Origin of the sequence: Piscinibacter gummiphilus (assembly GCF_002116905.1) — a bacterium.
GTDB lineage: Bacteria > Pseudomonadota > Gammaproteobacteria > Burkholderiales > Burkholderiaceae_C > Rhizobacter > Rhizobacter gummiphilus.
In genome coordinates this window covers 1,965,404-1,982,143 of record NZ_CP015118.1, presented here as the reverse complement: position 1 = coordinate 1,982,143, position 16,740 = coordinate 1,965,404, and the positions used below count along the sequence as shown (strand labels likewise).

At 69.1% G+C, this 16,740-nt stretch carries 10 protein-coding genes; all 10 read right to left on the bottom strand.

Annotated features, from left to right (window positions below; all coding sequences use genetic code 11):
* Positions 1 to 543 (bottom strand): hypothetical protein, encoded by a 543-nt coding sequence (locus tag A4W93_RS08965; protein WP_085750291.1) that lies wholly within the window; start codon positions 541 to 543, stop codon positions 1 to 3.
* Positions 540 to 1,130, bottom strand: a complete 591-nt coding sequence (locus A4W93_RS08960) for a hypothetical protein (protein ID WP_085750290.1) — start codon at positions 1,128 to 1,130, stop codon at positions 540 to 542. Before A4W93_RS08960 ends, A4W93_RS08965 begins: the two co-directional genes overlap by 4 nt.
* The gene (locus A4W93_RS08955; RefSeq protein ID WP_085750289.1) at positions 1,118 to 2,443 is read right to left on the bottom strand and encodes a serine/threonine-protein kinase; all 1,326 of its coding nucleotides are present in this window, start codon (positions 2,441 to 2,443) and stop codon (positions 1,118 to 1,120) included. The genes A4W93_RS08960 and A4W93_RS08955 overlap by 13 nt, the downstream gene beginning before the upstream one ends.
* Positions 2,430 to 4,124, bottom strand: a complete 1,695-nt coding sequence (locus tag A4W93_RS08950) for a GspE/PulE family protein (RefSeq protein ID WP_085750288.1) — start codon at positions 4,122 to 4,124, stop codon at positions 2,430 to 2,432. The genes A4W93_RS08955 and A4W93_RS08950 overlap by 14 nt, the downstream gene beginning before the upstream one ends.
* Complete coding sequence (locus tag A4W93_RS08945) at positions 4,121 to 5,362, bottom strand: type II secretion system F family protein (RefSeq protein ID WP_085750287.1); 1,242 nt, start codon at positions 5,360 to 5,362, stop codon at positions 4,121 to 4,123. Before A4W93_RS08945 ends, A4W93_RS08950 begins: the two co-directional genes overlap by 4 nt.
* Positions 5,363 to 5,388: 26 nt before the next feature.
* Positions 5,389 to 5,838, bottom strand: coding sequence for a type II secretion system major pseudopilin GspG (gene gspG, locus A4W93_RS08940; protein WP_085754096.1), 450 nt, complete (start codon positions 5,836 to 5,838; stop codon positions 5,389 to 5,391).
* Positions 5,839 to 5,925: 87 nt separating this feature from the next.
* Complete coding sequence (locus tag A4W93_RS08935; RefSeq protein WP_085750286.1) at positions 5,926 to 6,780, bottom strand: PEP-CTERM sorting domain-containing protein; 855 nt, start codon at positions 6,778 to 6,780, stop codon at positions 5,926 to 5,928.
* A gap of 29 nt (positions 6,781 to 6,809) precedes the next feature.
* Positions 6,810 to 10,703: an Ig-like domain-containing protein gene (locus A4W93_RS08930; RefSeq protein ID WP_157131618.1), complete on the bottom strand. Its 3,894-nt coding sequence runs from the start codon at positions 10,701 to 10,703 to the stop codon at positions 6,810 to 6,812.
* A gap of 50 nt (positions 10,704 to 10,753) precedes the next feature.
* A complete protein-coding gene (locus A4W93_RS08925; RefSeq protein WP_085750284.1) occupies positions 10,754 to 11,650 on the bottom strand; it encodes a hypothetical protein in 897 nt (298 codons plus the stop codon).
* 3 nt (positions 11,651 to 11,653) lie between these two features.
* Positions 11,654 to 16,660 carry an RHS repeat-associated core domain-containing protein gene (locus A4W93_RS30025; RefSeq protein WP_169726524.1) on the bottom strand — a complete coding sequence of 1,669 codons (5,007 nt, stop codon included), beginning with the start codon at positions 16,658 to 16,660 and terminating at the stop codon, positions 11,654 to 11,656.
* Positions 16,661 to 16,740 lie beyond the last annotated feature (80 nt).

Genomic DNA, 16,740 nt, shown 5'->3' with positions numbered 1-16,740 from the left:
TCAGCTGGTGCCACCCACGTCGAGGGTCTGCGTCTGGTTGGTCGGCAGGTGCGTCAGGGTCAGCAGGTTCCCCTGCACACTTTCGACCTTGTACTGTTCGGCGATGGTGTCCCCGACACGCACGACGATGCCCCGCTCGTTGTGCTGCAGGAAGAACACGGTGGTGCCGTCTTCCTCATAGCGGCCGATGGCGCGGAACGGCAGCGGCGGGGCCTGCGGCGCGACGGGCCCCTGGATCACCGGCGCCACGGGTTCGGCCTTGGCCACCGGTGCGTCCACCTGCCACGCACCTGGCGCGAACAGGGCTTCGGCGCGGTCATCCGCCTCGCCGTCGCGCGAGCGGATCTCGAGCACTTCGGCCGCGGTGGCGCCCTTCACCACGGGGCGGGCCGGCGCGGGCGCCTGCGTGGCATTCCGTGCCGGGCGTTCGGCCAACAGCACGCCACCATCGGCGGCGGGGTCGGGTGACCAGTACGCGGCGGCGAGGGTCGCGACCAGCGCGAGGCCCAGCAGCAGGTGCTTGCGGTGCGGCTTGCGGCTCATGGCGTGCTCCTCGCCGCGGCGGTTCGCGGCAGTTGCGCCAGCACGACCCACTGGAGGCGCGCCTCGACCTCGGCGGCATCGACCTGAGGCCGCTGGAACTGCACGCTCTCGAGCCCGAGCGACGGGTGCGCTCGCAAGGCCGCGTCGACGAAACGGTGCACCGCACGCCACTCGCCCCGCACCGGCAGGCTCATCCGGTAGCGCAGGAAGCCGCCCTCGGCGTCGACCTGCGGGCGGTACTCCCCTCGGGCCACGACGAGGCGCTCGGATTCGGCCAGCGCGATCAGGTCCTGCACCTGCGTGGGCAGGTCGTCGTGCGGCAGCAGCCGCGTGTCGAAACGCTGCAGGCGATCACGCGCATCGGGCGGCGCCTCGCGCACCACGGCGGCCACCGCCACCGGCCGGTCGAGCCAGCGCTGCTGTGCGCCAGCCGCGGCGATGGCCTGGTGGCGCGCGAACGCCCAGGCGGCCACCGCCAGCACCATGGCCGCGGCGAGCAGCAGGCCCCACGCGCCGGCGCGCCGCGCGGCACGGCGCACTTCCCACGCGACGGCGGCGGTCAGGCCGCCGAGGTTCAGGGCGCCCATGTGGCCTCCACGGTGAAGCGGTACGGGTGCGCGGGGTTCGATTGCAACACCTCGTGGCGGGTCAGGTAGGCCTGCGCGATGGGCGGCCGGTCTGCGATCAGCGCCACGTAGCGGGACATCTCGGCGCCCGAACGGGCCTCCGCCACCACCTTGAGCGTGGCGCCACCGTCCGGCAGCGCGCTGGCACCCGACACGTCGACGCTCAGCAGCGCGACCCGCAGATCCTTCGGCACCTGCAGCGCCCCGATCAGCGCGGCCACGGGCATGTTGAGTTCGCGGATGGCGGTGTTGACGGACCGCACGCGGGCGAGTTCCTCGCGGCCGAGCCCGGCGGCGGGCCGCACTTCGGCGAGGCGGCGGGACGGGTCGTCCTGCTCGCGGCGGGCGATCTCCTGGCCCAGCTGCCAGTGGTCGTGCGCATCCTTCGCGAACGCACCGGCCAGCAGGAGCAGCACCACGGCGGCCGCCTTCATGAACAGGGGCGAGCCCCGCCCGGCTCCGTCCACCGCGTCGAGGGGCGACACGCCCGCCTCGGCGGCGAGTGCCAGCCAGGGCGGCACCGCCGCCTCTTCGGGCAGCGCGAGCTCGGTGACGGCCATGGGCCAGGTCGCGCCGGCATTCCCCGCGCGCAGGCCCCGCACCACCGGCGCCTCGGCCAGCCACGGCTGGCGCAGGCCGGCGCGGTCCCACAGCGCGCGGAGCGACGCGGCTTCGTCGGAGGCGAGGGGCCGGGCCATCACGTCCACCGGCGTGCGACCGCCCTGCACCACGAGCACGGCGCCCGGCAGCCACACCACCAAAGGCGCGCCGGACGGCGCCTGACGCTGCCGAGCCGCGTGGCGCCAGGCCACCTCGGACAGCGGGCGCACCGACCGCAGCGGCCCGCCCGCGGCCTGCGCCACGCGGCCCAGCGCGGCGAGCAGGCCGGCCCCGTACGCGACCGCGCGGCGCGGTGCGCGGTACGGGCCGTCGCCGATCCGCACCGTGTCGTCGGCCTGCACGTCGAAGCCCGCGGCTTCGAGTTGCGCGCGCGCGAACGCCTCGGCGGTGTCGATGCGCCCGAGGCCGTCGCTCCAGGGCAGGCGGCATCCCGAAAGCCAGCCGTCGTCGACCAGCACCCGCACGCCGCCCTTCCAGGCCGTGTCCGCCGGCCACTCGCGCGCGAGCGTGTCGAACGCGGCGAGCAGCGACGGCGGCGAGCCCGGCTCCACCGGCAGCGCCTTCAGCGTGTCGGGCACCCACCGGCCGCCCCGGCGCACGGCGGCCATCAGCGTGTTCCCGGCCGCGACCACGAACCACTCAGCCTGCGACACGGGCCACCTCCTCGAGCGTCGTCTCACCCCGCGCGACCCAGTCGAGCGCCGTAGCGAGCACCGGGCGCAGGCCCATGCCGGCGGCACGTTCCTTGAGCGCGGAGATGGGCGCGCGGCCGGCGATGAGTTCGCGCATCGTGTCGTCGAGCACGAGCACCTCCGCCACTGCCTTGCGGCCCTTGTAGCCCGCGCCGCGGCAGTGGCCGCAGCCCGCGCCGGCCCGGAAGGTCCAGCCGCGGACCCGTTCGGCATCGAGTCCGGCCGCCTCCAGTTCGTCGGCGGACGGTTCCACCGGCCGCGCGCAATGGGGGCAGTTCATGCGCAGCAGGCGCTGCGCCACCACGCCGTTGAGCGCGGCCGCGAAGCTGTAGGCGTCGACCCCCATGTGGACGAAGCGCCCCACCACGTCGAACACGTTGTTCGCGTGCACCGTGGTGAACACGAGGTGGCCGGTGAGCGCCGCCTGCACGGCGATCTGCGCCGTCTCGTTGTCGCGGATCTCGCCCACCATGATCTTGTCCGGGTCGTGGCGGAGGATGGAGCGCAGGCCGCGCGCGAACGTGAGCCCCTTCTTCTCGTTCACCGGGATCTGCAGCACCCGCGGCAGGCGGTACTCGACCGGGTCCTCGATGGTCACGATCTTGTCGCGGCCGGTGTGGATCTCGGTGATGGCGCCGTACAGCGTGGTGGTCTTGCCCGACCCCGTGGGGCCGGTGACCAGCAGCATGCCGTGCGGCTTGGCGGCCAGGCGCCGCACCTGCGTCATCGTGTGGGCGTCGAGCCCCAGGTGGTCGAGCCGCAGCGACTTCGCCTGCTCGGTGAGCGACTGCCGGTCGAGCAGCCGCAGCACCGCGTCCTCGCCGAAGATGTTGGGCATCACGGACACGCGGAAGTCGATCTCGCGGCCGTTGACACGCACCTTGAAGCGCCCGTCCTGCGGCGTGCGGCGCTCGGCGATGTCGAGCTCGGCCATCACCTTGATGCGCGACACCACCTGCTCGGCCATCTGGTCGCCGTGCACCTGCGTGATGGGCACGAGCACGCCGTCGATGCGGTAGCTCACGTGCAGGCAGCCGGCGTCGCACTCGAGGTGGATGTCGCTCGCCTGCAGCTTGAGCGCGTCGTAGATGGTGGAGTTGACGAGCTTGACCACGGGGCTCGCGTCGCCGCTGATGGTGGACAGCGTGATGACGGCGGCCACTTCCTCGTCGCCCCCCGCGGCGGCCTCGCCCTCGAAGCCGTCCATCGCGCGGAGCTGGCGCTCCTGCTGCGTGAACGACGCCTGCAGGTCGTCGGGGTGGGCGAACGCGATCACCGGCGGCGCCGGCTGCGGGCCCAGGCGGCGCAGCGCCCAGTCCTCGAGTTCGTCGTCGAACGGGTCGCCGAGCACGACGTGCCGTCGGCCGTCCGCATCGCGGGCCACGAGCACGCCCCGCGCCACACACTCCGGGTACGTGATGCGCTCGAACTCGGGCACGAGTGCCTGCAGCTCGCGCATGCCCGCGTGCACGCACCCCGCGCGGCGGGCCAGCGCCTGCATCAGCACGTCGGGGGTCCAGCCGGTCACCTGCGCGAGCGCGGCGAGCAGGCGCAGTTCGCCCTGGGCCGCGAGCGTGCGGGCGCTGGCCAGCAGCTCGGGCGTCAGCGCATCCGGCGTGGGGTCGAAGGCGACGGCGTTCATTGCAGGCTTCCCGCCAGATCGAAGATCGGCATGTACATCAGGACCACCACGGTGCCGATCACGATGCCGATGACGGCCATCAGCACGGGCTCCAGCAGCTTCGAGGCCCAGTCGATCCAGCGCGCGAAATCGTCGTCCTGGAAGCGGGCGGTGCGTTCGAGCATCTCGGCCAGCTGGCCCGAGCGCTCGCCCACCTTGATCAGCGACTCGGCCACGGGGCTCGCGAGGCCGGCGGCCAGCAGCGCGGCCGACAGGCTCTGGCCCTGCTCCACCGCCAGGCGGCTCTGCGCGAGGCGCTCGCGCTGCGCCGGCGACACGAGGCCGGTCACCATGCCCATCGCACGCGGCAGCGCGATGCCGGCGGCGAGCAGCAGGCTGACCGCGCGGTAGAAACGCGCGAGCCGGAACTCCGCCGCGCGCTGCTCGATGCCGGGCAGGCGCAGGGCCTGGTCGAGCAGCCGCTGGCGCCACCGGGGTTGGCTCATCGCCCACGCCGACAGCACGATCACGCCGAGCACGGCGCCGCCCACCGCGAGCCAGTGGTCGTGCACGCCCTGCCCGAAGGCGAGCAGCATGCGGGACAGCCAAGGCATCTCGCGGCCGGCCGACTCGTACACCGACGAGAAACGCGGCACCACGTAGCCCAGCAGGAACAGCGTGACGAAGCCGCCCACCACCAGCAGCATCACCGGGTAGATGGCGGCCGAGACGAGCTTCTTGCGCAGCGTCTCGAACTGCAGCTGGTAGGCGATGTACCGCGCGAGCGCCTGGGGCAGACCGCCGGTGCGTTCGGAGGCCCGCACGGTGGCCACGTAGACGGGCGGGAAGTGTTCGGGCGCCGCCGCGAGCACGTCGGAGAAGTTGCGGCCTTCGCGCAGCGCGCGCAGCAGCTCGGCCAGCAGCGCACGCGGCATGGCCTGGCGCTCCTTCGCGTGCAGCGTCGTCAGTGCCTCGGTCAGGTTCAGGCCGGCGTCGAGCAGTGCGAGCAGCTCCTGGCTGAAGAGCAGCAGCGGGAACGTGGTGTTGCGGCCACCCGCCGAGGCGGACGCCACCGGCACCGATTCGATGGCCAGCACCTTGCCGCCGAGCGAGACCACGCGGCGCACGGCCTCGGACTCCTTCAGGTCGGCGAACTCCTGCACCTGCACGCTGCCGTCGAGGCCCTGCACGCGCAGGCGCACGCGCACGGCGCCGGGCGCGGCACCCGTGCCGGGGGCGGCCACCGTTTTCCCGCTCATGCCGTCACCTTCCGCGCCGGACCGCGTCAGCGGTACGACACGTCGGCCGCGTCGCCGTCGCCACCCGCCTGGCCGTCCTTGGCATAGGACAGCAGGTCGAAGTCATCGGCGGCCGTCGCGCCGGGCGACCGGTAGACGAACGGGCGGCCCCACGAATCGTTCGGCACCGCCTTCTGCAGGTACGGGCCGTTCCACTTCGGTTCGTCCGCGGGTTTCGTGACCAGCGCGGTGAGCCCTTGTTCGGTGGTGGGGTAGCGGCCGGTGTCGATGCGGTAGGCGTCGAGCGCCTTGGCGAGGCCCTCGATCTGCGCCTTGGCCGTGCTGCGTTCGGACTTGCCGATCTGGGAGAAGTAGCGCGGGCCGACGTAGGCGGCGAGCAGGCCGATGATCACCATCACCACGAGGAGTTCGAGGAGGGTGAAGCCGGCGGCGCGGCGTGCACGGCAGGAGGGACGGAGGGGGTTACTGCGGGTCATGGTCTGGACATCGGACGAGATCGTTTCCACGGCGGATCGGCGGCGGGTTCAACGCGCGCCGGAACGCCGGGGCCGGACGGTGCGGGATCAGGCCTTGCGGCGGCGCCGCGCCGCGGCCACGGCCAGCAGGCCCGCTGACATCGTCAGCCAGGCGGCCGGCTCGGGCACCGCGGGCGTCACCGGCACATTGGCCAGTTGCATCACCGAGGACTGCGCCAGGGCCTGGAAGTACCCGTCGAGGGACGACGCGCCTTCGTTCCGCAGCACGAGGCTGAACGACGCGTTGGCGCTGTTGGCATAGGCACCGCTCGGGCCCATGCCCGGCAGCTGGTTGCTGCCGCTCAGCACCTGGTTGAACGACTGCCCGGACAACGAGATGTCGAGGTACGCGTTGGCCGACGAATACGCCTCGCCATCGGCCAGCGTGACACCGTCCGGCACGTCCGCGGACGCGCTGCTGCCGCCGGAGACGGAGGACACCGCGAATCCCGTGACCCGCAGTTCGGTGTTGGCCGACAGGATGAAATCACCGGCCAGGTAGGCCAGCACGTCGAAGCGCTCGCCGCCGGCGGTGCCGGCCGACGCGGAGACCCCGCCGTTGCCAGTGCCCGCCGCGCCGCCGTTCAGCGCGGCCGCGCTGGCGAAGTCGGAGAAGCTGAAGCCCGAGGCGCTGGCGACGTCGGAGAAGCTCACGGTCCAGGCCTGCGAGCCATCGGGCTGCAGCACCGGCACGAAGCCCTGGCCGAACTGGCGATCGACCTGCGAGAAGGCCGAGTTCGAACCCCAGGTCAGGCCGGCGTCGACACCGTCACCGGCATCGAGGTCGAAGAGCTCGAAGCGCAACCCCGAAAAACTCGCGGAGGCGCTGGTGGCTGCCACCGCTGGCGTGCCCGCGAGCAACACCAGCCCCATCGTCAAATACCCGATGCCCTTCTGCCACATGACCCCTCCCCCTTCCTTCCCTGCCCGCGTCAGCGGGTCGTGATATTCCATCGGAAACCGACGCCTGCCTCGAAGAACGAGGGCTGCAGCACCAGTTTCGAACGCACCGTGACCGTGTCCAGACTCCGACCGGTCTCGCCGAGTGCCAGTGCACCATACTGCAGTTCCGAATCCACCACCGTGAGCACGGGGGGGAACGTGACCAATTTCGCGGTACCGCCCTGAATGGCGGTGCCCGAGTTCCCGAACGATGCCGCGATGACGTACTCCCAGGTGGTCGCGTCGACCTTCGTCGCACTCTTGAGCGTGACGCCGCAGATGCGCACGTTGGTGTTGTTCGTCGCGTTCACCCAGCTCTGCACATTGTCCACGTTCGTGAGCGACACGGGGGTGCCCGAGAGGTCCATGTACAAGGGATCGACCGACGTCGTGCGCCCCACCAGCACCTGGTAGGCCCGGTTGCCGTCCGGGATGCAGTCGTACTGGCCCGTGACCGTGACGGTCTGGTCCACGCCCCAGTTCTGCGGCTGGAACGTCAGCACGGCCGGGGTCGCGATGCCTTCGCCCACCATCGTGCTGGCCACGGGCACCGTCACGTTCGCCGTGGGCGCGGAGCCCAGGCGCACGCGGAAGGTCACCGTGCCGCCGCCCTCCGTGGTCTGCAGCGACGGTGTCGTGGTCACCACCACCGTGCCGGCCTGCGCCGGTGCGATCACGACCGCGCCCGGTGCCCACGCGCGGCCCACGCCGCGGCTGTCGTAGATGACGGCGTACACGTGGTACGTGCCGATCGGCAGGTCGGTCACGTCCCACACATGCGACCCCTGGTGCGTGCCCGGCGCCTGGGAGAGGCCGTCCGCGATCAGCGTGCCGGTGAAGGTGTCCCGGTTCGTCGCGTAGTACAGCGCGACAGTGGGCCCGACGTTGTGGTCCGTGCCGGTCCACGCCAGCGTCACCACCTTGCGGTCGCCCTGGACGGTGGGAGCGATGGGCGTGGCCGGCGCCGTGACGGCGATGGTCGGGTCCTGGTAGGTGCCGGTGCTGACGGTGAACTGCACCGGCTGCGACCACGCGGACGTGGTGCCGTGCGGGTCGACCGCGCGCGCACGCCACCAGTAGATGGCCTTGTCGGGCACCGCGCTCGCGGTCCACGACGTGGTCTGCGACGTGCCCGCCTGCAGCAGCGGGTTCATCGACGCCGACGACGCGAGCTCGAACGCGTAGCCGATCGCCGTGTCGTCCGGATCGGTCGACGGATTCACCTGCAGCAGCGGCGTCACCGACGAGACCCAGGCGCCCTGCCCCGGGTTGGCCGCGGTGGGGACGGTGGGCGGATCGTTCACCGCGTTGACGATGAAGGTCGACGTGACCCAGACCGACTCCGAGCGGCCGTCCTGCGCCTTCACGCGCCAGTGGTAGCGGGTGTTCTCCACCAGACCGGCGACGCGCCAAGACGTGGTGCCTCCCGCCTGCTGCACCACCTCGGCGGACGACCGTTTCGCACCCGAATCAAACGACGGCACGGTGTCCACCTCGAACACGTACGTGATGAGGTCCCCGTCCGCGTCGGTGGCATTGGCCACCACCAGCAACGGGTCACCCGAGGGCACCGCGGCGCCCGCGCCCGGCGACACGATCGCCGGCTCGGTCGGCGCGCTGTTGCCACCCGCCAGCGTGAACGGCCGGGCCGAGGTGACGGTCTGCGCGCCGTGCGTGTCCATGGCGACCACTTGCCACCAGTAGGTCTTGTTCGCCTGCACCGGCACCGGAAGGCGCCAGCTGCTCGTGCCCGACGGATGGGCCGGCACGCCGTCGACCGAGGCCACCGCCTCGCTCAGGGCTGCGTCGCCCCACACGCGAACGCCGTAGCTCACGGTGTCGCCGTCCTTGTCGACCGCGTTGGACCAGCTCAGCAGCGGTTGCGGTTCGGAGACCTGGCCGGACGGCACCGGCAACGCCAGATTGAACCGGTCCGGTGCGTCGTTGTAGAGGTTCACGAAGAACACGGCCTGGGACCACGGGCTGTACGTCGTGCCGTCGAACGCCCGCACACGCCACCAGTGGCGGGTGTTGTCGGACAGGTCGGCATCGAGTGTCCATGGCGTGGGCTGCGGCACCGGGCCGGCGCCGTTGCCCGGGGCCATGGGCGCCTTGTCGAGCAGCGCGGTGGCCACCAGCTGCGTCATCGCTTCGTCGCGGTACAGCTCGTACTGCAGGCGCGTGGTCGGATCCTGCGGATGCGACGACGCCTGCGCGGACAGCACCGGCCGCAGGGTCGTGACCTGGGCGCCGGAGAGCGGCGCGACCACCGTCGGCGTGAGCGGCCCCGCCGGCGGCGTGATGCTCTGCACCGTGATGGTGGCCGAGCGCGTGGCGCTCAGCGTGCCGTCGGTGACGGTGTAGGCGACGAGGTACGCGCCCGCCGCGCCCTGGGGCGGCGTCCAGTCGAAGATCGCGCGCGCCACCGTCGGCGCGGCCGGGTCGGCCGACTGCGCGGTGAACGTCGCACCCGCCGGCAGCGGCGCGGCGGTGATCGTCACCGGCTTGCCGTCGGGGCTGCTCGCCTCGACGAGGAAGGACACCTGCTTCGTCTCCTGCACCGTGCGGTCCGGGATGAACTGCAGCACCGGCGCGCGCGGCGTGGTGCCCTGGTTCTGGAAGTCGCTCTCATAGACACCCGGGGTGTTCACGTCGAACACGTTGACCCAGTACTCCCACCGCTTGGTGTCGAGGTTGCGCGTCTTCGACAGCCACACGTTCTCGGGCAGCATCTGCTTCGCGTCGGACCGCACGACCTTGCCCAGGGCCTTCGTGCCGTTGAACGGGTCGGGCAGCTTCACGTAGGCGAAACCGGCGGTGGCGGGGAACTGCAGGCGGTAGCTGGCGGTGCCGTTGGCGCTGGTGCCTGCGGTGAGCTGGGCGACGCTGCTGCGGTTCGTGACCTCGGTGTCGGTGCCTTCGGATTCGTAGACGCGGACGACGTCGCCATCCTGCGCGAGGAAGTCGCGCACGGCATCGCGGCCGGGCAGGTCCACGCGCACGTCGCGGATCAGGAAGTGGGCATTCGTGGCCTGAAGGAGCGACGTGAGCGCTCCGCCCAGCTCGTCGGCATGGGCGAACTTCGCGGTGAACTCCGTGAACTTGCCAGCCAGCGTGGTCTCCATCTGCCAGCGGCCGGTGGCGGTGCCGCTGGCAGCGACGTCACCGAAGTCGATGAGCAGGGAGTTCTGCACCGGCGCGTCGTTGATGTAGCTGCCGATGATCTTGAAGTTGATCAGCAGGCCCTGGTTGTTCTCGATGATCTTAGGCTGGGCGGATTCGATCTTGAGCTTCTTCGCCGGAGCCAGGCCGTTGTTCTTCACGCGCACGCCCAGCGTGAAAGGTTCGATCGCTTCGACCTCCGACGTCAGCGGGTCATCGGCGATCACGTCCTGCTGGAGGAAATAGTCGAGGGTCAGCAGCGGGAGCGGCTTGACGGTAATGACGTCCGGAGACACGTCCAGCGTGTGATCCTCACCTGCGTAGCGGTACTTCAGCGTGGCACCCACCAAGTACTTCTTTCCCAGCGGCGACGTACCGGCGGATCCCGGCGCCGGGATCAGCAGCCAGTTGATGATGGCCGTGGTCTTCGGCGCAACCGCGCCCGTTCCTTCCACGTTCGCGATGTTCTGCCGCTGCGACAGCCGAAGGAAGAACTTCGCGTTCAGATCGTTCGGGTTGTCACTGGCCAGGACGGGAGCACCCGTTTCATCCGCCACCTTGACGACGACGGACACGTTCTCGATTGTCGACGTGTCGGTCGTGTTGTTGATCCTCATCTCCGCATCGAACGCTTGGCGCTCGAGCGTGAGTTCCTGCTTGATCTCGATCTTGACGCGGGCGCAGACCGTTTCCTGGGCGTGGACGACACCGGTGCCAGACATGGCTGCAACCGCCACCAGGGTCATGCCGAACCGGCGGAACTGGTTCAGATTCACTGGGGTTCCCCTTTGCGTTGGCGGAGGTGGCTCATGACGTCGAGATAGCTCATGGAGAAGTGCTTCTTCTTGGTAAAGAGCACGCGGTTCAGCGAAGGATGATCGAGCATGGGGCTCATGTCGCCGTCGATGACGTCCGTGTCTGGAAAAAGGAAGGTCTCAAGGGCCGGCAGCTCGCGGATGAAGGACAGGCTCGACAGCGCCGAACATTTTGTGCACTCCAGCTCGCGCAAGGCCGGGCTTCTGACCGCATCAGCAACACCTTCCAGCGACTTGCAGGCCTCGAACTGCAACACCTCAAGGTTCCGCATGTCGCCGAGTGCCGAGATGTCCCGGAGCTTGGGCGCCGAGCAGAAGCTCGCACTAAGCAGCGACGGCATTGCCTGCAAGCCATCCAGGCTGATCACCGAGGTGGTCAGCAACGACAGGTGACTAAGTTGATGAAGATGTGTCATCTCTCCCAAGCCACCGTCCTCCGGCCTGAACCCGGTCAAGGCCAACCGTCTCAATGACGGTCCAGCCCCACTCGGGTCGAAGGTCCTCTTCCAACCTTGGGCGAGTATCTCCAGGTCGGGGAACTTCGACAGATCGTTCAGGCTATTGAAACCGTCGTTCGAAAAGAACCACTCTAGTGAGGCCGACTCCAAGATGCTCAAGTCAACGCGGCGAGACAACATGACATGCAGGCGCGCGACGGGAAAGAATGCCTCTAGGAAGTCGAGCGACTTCAGTTCCGGATTCTCGTTCTCGTTGACTGCGATCGTCGTGAACTCTCCGCCGCGCCATAGCTCCGCACACGCCTGCGCGTGCCGTGCGTCGACGTAGAGCGTGGATTGCCCACCTTCTACATGGCGGATCCTGGCTTTTCCCGGCAGGGCATGAGACGACGGCATGACTCAGTGCCTCCTCCCACCTGCGTGACCGGGCGGCCAGATCTTGTTCCAGTTATTTGGCTTTCCGGGCGCCCCCGTCCGCTTCGGATGTGACGGTCCACCATCCTTGTTAATCCGATCAAACTCTTGACGATGAGCTTCCTCATCACTTGCGGCATCGGTGTAGTCGATCCAATCCGTGTACTTGTCCATATCCTTGTCGCAGAAGTTGCCGGTCGCGCGACCGACTCGGCGAGCCGAACGCTTGGCACGCTCACGGTCACCCTTACCGTGATACCGAGTGCCGTCCGGGAAATGGATGGTGTAGGAACCGTGACCGTTGTGGACCAGCGCTGCATCCTCACCCACGTAGAACGTGTGCGAGTTCGCCACCTCCAGGTTGTAGGTGGTGACCCGCTCTTCGAAGGACGAGGCGGCCTTCACCGTGGCGACACGGGGTGCACCACCGATATCGTCGGAAAGCAGAACGCGGTCCCCCGGGGCCAGCAGGATCGCGTCGCGCCAGCCCGCTTCGGTGCGGAACGGATGGCCGTCGGTGGCCGTGAGCGTGGCGCCGCCCTCGAACGTGATGCGCACGAGCGTACGACGCTGGTCCGGGGTCACGAACACGTCGGCCACCGCCTGGTAGTCGATGTTCTGGCCTTCGGCCTTCCACTCGCTCTTGGCGAGGACCAGGTCTCCGACGCGGATGTCCGCGATCGCCTTCGTGGCGGGCTTGCCGTCGGGCCCCTGGACATGCACCAGCGTGTCGGCGGTGAAACTGTTCTTGCCGCAGAGGCAACTGTTGCAGCGCCTCATGAGCTTCTGGACCCACTTGACCCGCTTCAGCATCTTGGCCATCGGGATCAGGTCGACCCAGTCCACGCACCCGGAACGGATGACCTCCACGAAGGTGACGACACGCTCGAGGATCACGATGGCCCGCCACACGGCGACCACGGCCGGCACGATCTCGCCGGTGGGATCGGTCTGGTTGATCGGGTCCGCGCCGGCGTAGCCGTACAGGTTGAAGCTGCCGTCGATGCCCAGCGGGTCGGGCGTGATGTAGCGCGCGGCCTTCGGGTCGTAGTAGCGGCGCAGGTTGTAGTGCAGGCCGGTCTCGGCGTCGTGGTACTGGCCGGGGAAGCGCAGGTTGCTCTCGATCTGGTTCTCCGCCGCAAGCGTGGCCACGCCATCGCTCGTGTAGTCCGCGCGCCAGACGACGACGCCCGCCTTGTCGGTGGCGCGCAGGGGCGTGCCGATGTGGTCGTTGTGGAAGTACGCGTAGCGGAAGGTGTCCGCCGCATCGCCCGTCCCGCGCGTGCGGATGAACACCGGGTTCGTCTGCCAATCGGAATTCGGGTCCCAGCCGTACTCGGCCCGCACCGCACCCGTTCCGTCGGCCTCGGCCAGCAGGCCTTCCTCGCCGTGGACGTAGAGCGTACGTTCGGGGGTTGCGAGCGCCGCCCCGTTCCGACGGAACACGTCCTTGACCAGGCGGTTGTCGAACGGGTCGTAGGCGTATTCGGCGATCGGTTGGTCGGCCCCGTCCCGAACCTGCACGAGCCGGCCCAGCGCGTCGTAGCGGAAGCGCTGGATCGACGCAGGCGTTCCCGACGTGCCGGTGCGGATCTGGCTCAAGTAGCCGTCGGCGTTGTACTCGTAGCGCACGTCGCCGCGTTGCAGCAGACGGTTGTCGTCGTCGTAGACCCAGGTTCCCGACACCGCGCTGTGGAGGATCCGGTTGTCGGCCGCATCGAAGCCGATCGTCTCGGTCTGGCGGCCGGAGAGGCCCCCGGTGTCCTTGACGTGCTGCACCAGACGGCCTTCGTCGTCATAGGCGTACTCGTTGACCTCGGTCCGGCTCGCGCCGCTGGTGGTCATGTCGGTCAGGGTCTTCGAGAGCACTTGATCCACCCTCGAATGCTTGCTGGCCAGATCGAAGAGCGTCTGCTGCCCCGATCCCTTGACCCGCATGGACGTCGGCCGCAGCAGGCCGTCCGTCGACGTCTCGCGCGTCACGCCACCCGGCAGCACCGTCGTCACAGGCGCCAGCCAGTTCCACGAGGTGACGGCGATCGTGCCTTCGCCCGGGAGCTCCATCGTCTCGAGGCGGTCCGCGGCGTTGAAGCCGAGCGTCACCTCGTTCCCGCTCGGATAGGTGACCGTGCGGACCTTCCCCGCGGGCGTGTAGGTGTAGCCGTGCGACAGCGTCGTGCCACCGTAGTCGATCGACTGGGACAGCAGGCGCCCCATGTCGTCCAGCCTCAGCCGCGCGCTGCGGGTCCCATCGCTCCAGCCGACCAGTTCCCCGTTGAGGTCGTGCTCGAAGGTGTAGGAGAAGGCCGGAGACGAGGCCCCGGCGGCGAACACGTCCGTGCGGACGGGAAGGTCTCCCGCGTCATAGGTGTACTCGACGCGCGCGCCCGACGGATCCGTCACGCTGCGGCGATTGCCCTTCGCGTCGTACGCATAGGTCTTCGTCTGCCCCAGCGGAGAACGCTCGGTCAGCATGCGGTTCGCACGATCGTAGGTGTAAGACGACACCTTGCCTTCGAAGTCCTTGAACGCGATCAGGTTCGACCGGGTGTCCCAGGTGAACTCGAGGCGCTTGCCCAGCGAGTTCGTGATGGACGTCGGGCGGCCGAGTGCGTCGTAGGCGCGGAAGGTGGTCTTGCCCTGTGCGTCTGTCGTTTCCGTGACGTTGCCATTCCGGTCGTACTTCGTGCTCGTGACGAGCCCTTCGACACCGGTCGACGTCGGGTTCAGGAACGTGCGAGACGTGGGGCGCTCCCGCTCGTCGAACCGAACCAGCTCGGAGAAGGTCGGATACTGCGTGCGGGCCGGCAACGTCAGCGACGACGGACGGTCCGTGCCGAGCGCCTCGTCGTGCTGATAGCCGTAGGTCGTGGTGTGCTTGGCGGCGTCCATCGTGCGGACGAGTCGCTGGAAGGCGTCGTACTCGAGGCGCTGCCCCCGGCCGTCCGGATCGCTTTCATGCACCGTCGCGCCGTAGCCGTCGTACGCGGTCGTGTAGGTGGCCCCGGACGGATCGGTCTCGCTGAGCTCGCGGTCCATTCCGTCGTACGTGAACGTCGTGTCCTTTCCCCGGGAGTCGCGGAAACGCACGAGGTTGCCGACCTTGTCCGTCGTCACGACGATGCTGGACTGGAGCGCGTTCGTGTAACGGGTCAGGTTGCCATGCTTGTCAACGTCGTAGTTCACCACGCGCCCGAGCGGGTCGGTGTACTGGCGGACGTATCCACCGCGGTCGTGCACGTAACCGTGCACGCCCCCTTCGGGGTCGATCGCCTTCGACAGGTTCCCGTGGATGTCGTATTCCAGCCGCAGTTCGGCGTCCGGCGTGACGGTGCCGTTGGACTCGGTCCGGCCTTCACGGATCACCTTGACCACCTGACCCGCCGCATCGGTCTCGTAGCGGGTGGTGACCGACACGGGCGTGCCGGCCCCCTGGACCCAGCGTGCGATGTTGCCCTTGTCGTCGTACGAGAACTCCGACACGGCACCGTTCGGATCGACCTTGCGCAACAGGCGGAGGTTCGCGGCGGAGTACTCTCGCCGGTCGCGACCTCCGTCGGGGTAGACGGTCTCGACGGCCTGGTCGAATTCATCGCGGCGGATCGTCGTGGCGAAGCCGCGCGCGTTCACATAGGTCTCGGCCCGCGAACCGGTGTCGTGACGCACTTCGGCATCCACGCGGCCATTGACCGTGCGACGGACCATCTTGCCCACGCGGTTGTGCACGTGCTCCTCGACGTACCGCCCGGCCGCCGTCTCGGGGCCGCTGATCTTGCTGAAGAACTGCTTGTTGACGTCGTCGAACTCGAAGAGGTAATCGGTGACCGCGCCGTCCGGGGTCGTGCGCTGCTTGACGACACCGCCGGCATACTTCAACGATTCGGTGCGCCCCTCGGCGTCCTCGATGCCGACGATGTTGTTGCCCTGGTCGTAGTGATAGCGGACAACGTGGCCGAGCGCGTTGGTGACGGTGCTCAGGCGGTTCTTGTCGTCGTAGGCATAGGAGACCGAACGCTGCGGCATGTCGAGCGTGTTCGACGGGTTCGGATAGTCGCGCACCTCGGTCAGGCGATCGCCGGTGTAGTGCAGCGAGTAGAGCGGGCGACCCGCCGTGTCCAGCGCGCCACGGACCAGTCCCTGCGCGTCACGCACCAACCACACCGTGTTGCCGTTCCGGTCGCCCCAGGCCACCACCTGGCCTTGGGTGTTGTACTGGACCCAGGAGCCGCCTCGGTCGGTCCAGCGGTAGCCCTTGTCGTTGTTCTGGCGCTCGGAGAAGGTTTCGCCGCGGGCCATGCGCGCGTACACGTCGCTCGACGCGATCGCCGGCACCTGCGTCACCGCCTTCTTCTCCAGAATCGAGCGATTGTCGAAGGCGTACCGGCCGGACTCCCCCAGGTACAACTCGTTGACGCGCCGGATGCCCTCCAGGTCAGGCACCCCCTGGCTCGTCGCCATCGACGATCCCATGCACAGTGTCGCGTAGTCGACGCTCACGCGTTGCGGCTGGGCGTACTCGGCTCCGCCCCCCTCTTCACCCATCAGCCGGTTGAACGGCGTGGAGCGAGCGGGCAGCAGCGGGCCCGCCACGACCTGTGTCTCCCCCCCCACCACGACGGTACCCGTCGAAGGTTCCCAGTCCTCGTCCACCCACACCCAGCAACTGCTCTCCTTCGGCGGCGGTGAGTCGACCGATGCAGACACGGTCGGGGCCGTCGGTGACGTCGGAGAAGTCGGGGACGGGGTCTGCGTGGGCGCCGTGGTGTCGGCCGTCTGGTTTCCGGTCAGGTTCTTCCAGCTCTGCGACAGGCTTTCCCACTGGGGATTGAACTTCCATTCACGGCCGTCCCACACGCGGCGCCATTGCACGTCGCCGACCGGGGTGTAGACGACCAGGTCGATCACTTCGACGTTGGCATAGCCGTTCGGCAGGGTCACCTGGAGGCCGTTGTTGGATTCCGCGGCGTGCGTCGCCGCGACGAGCGCCAGCATGGCCACACCACCGCAAGCTACGGTCACGAGCGTCCGCTTCATCCATCGGGCGCACCGGTTCAGCGCCCCGGAGCCCTCCA

What these genes read in the sequence shown, in the direction of transcription:
- A4W93_RS08965 (WP_085750291.1), bottom strand. Translation starts at nt 543, where the DNA reads ATGAGCCGCAAGCCGCACCGCAAGCACCTGCTGCTGGGCCTCGCGCTG.
- A4W93_RS08960 (WP_085750290.1), bottom strand. Translation starts at nt 1,130, where the DNA reads ATGGGCGCCCTGAACCTCGGCGGCCTGACCGCCGCCGTCGCGTGGGAA.
- A4W93_RS08950 (WP_085750288.1), bottom strand. Translation starts at nt 4,124, where the DNA reads ATGAACGCCGTCGCCTTCGACCCCACGCCGGATGCGCTGACGCCCGAG.
- A4W93_RS08945 (WP_085750287.1), bottom strand. Translation starts at nt 5,362, where the DNA reads ATGAGCGGGAAAACGGTGGCCGCCCCCGGCACGGGTGCCGCGCCCGGC.
- gspG (WP_085754096.1), bottom strand. Translation starts at nt 5,838, where the DNA reads ATGACCCGCAGTAACCCCCTCCGTCCCTCCTGCCGTGCACGCCGCGCC.
- A4W93_RS08935 (WP_085750286.1), bottom strand. Translation starts at nt 6,780, where the DNA reads ATGTGGCAGAAGGGCATCGGGTATTTGACGATGGGGCTGGTGTTGCTC.
- A4W93_RS08930 (WP_157131618.1), bottom strand. Translation starts at nt 10,703, where the DNA reads ATGTCTGGCACCGGTGTCGTCCACGCCCAGGAAACGGTCTGCGCCCGC.
- A4W93_RS08925 (WP_085750284.1), bottom strand. Translation starts at nt 11,650, where the DNA reads ATGCCGTCGTCTCATGCCCTGCCGGGAAAAGCCAGGATCCGCCATGTA.
- A4W93_RS30025 (WP_169726524.1), bottom strand. Translation starts at nt 16,660, where the DNA reads ATGCTGGCGCTCGTCGCGGCGACGCACGCCGCGGAATCCAACAACGGC.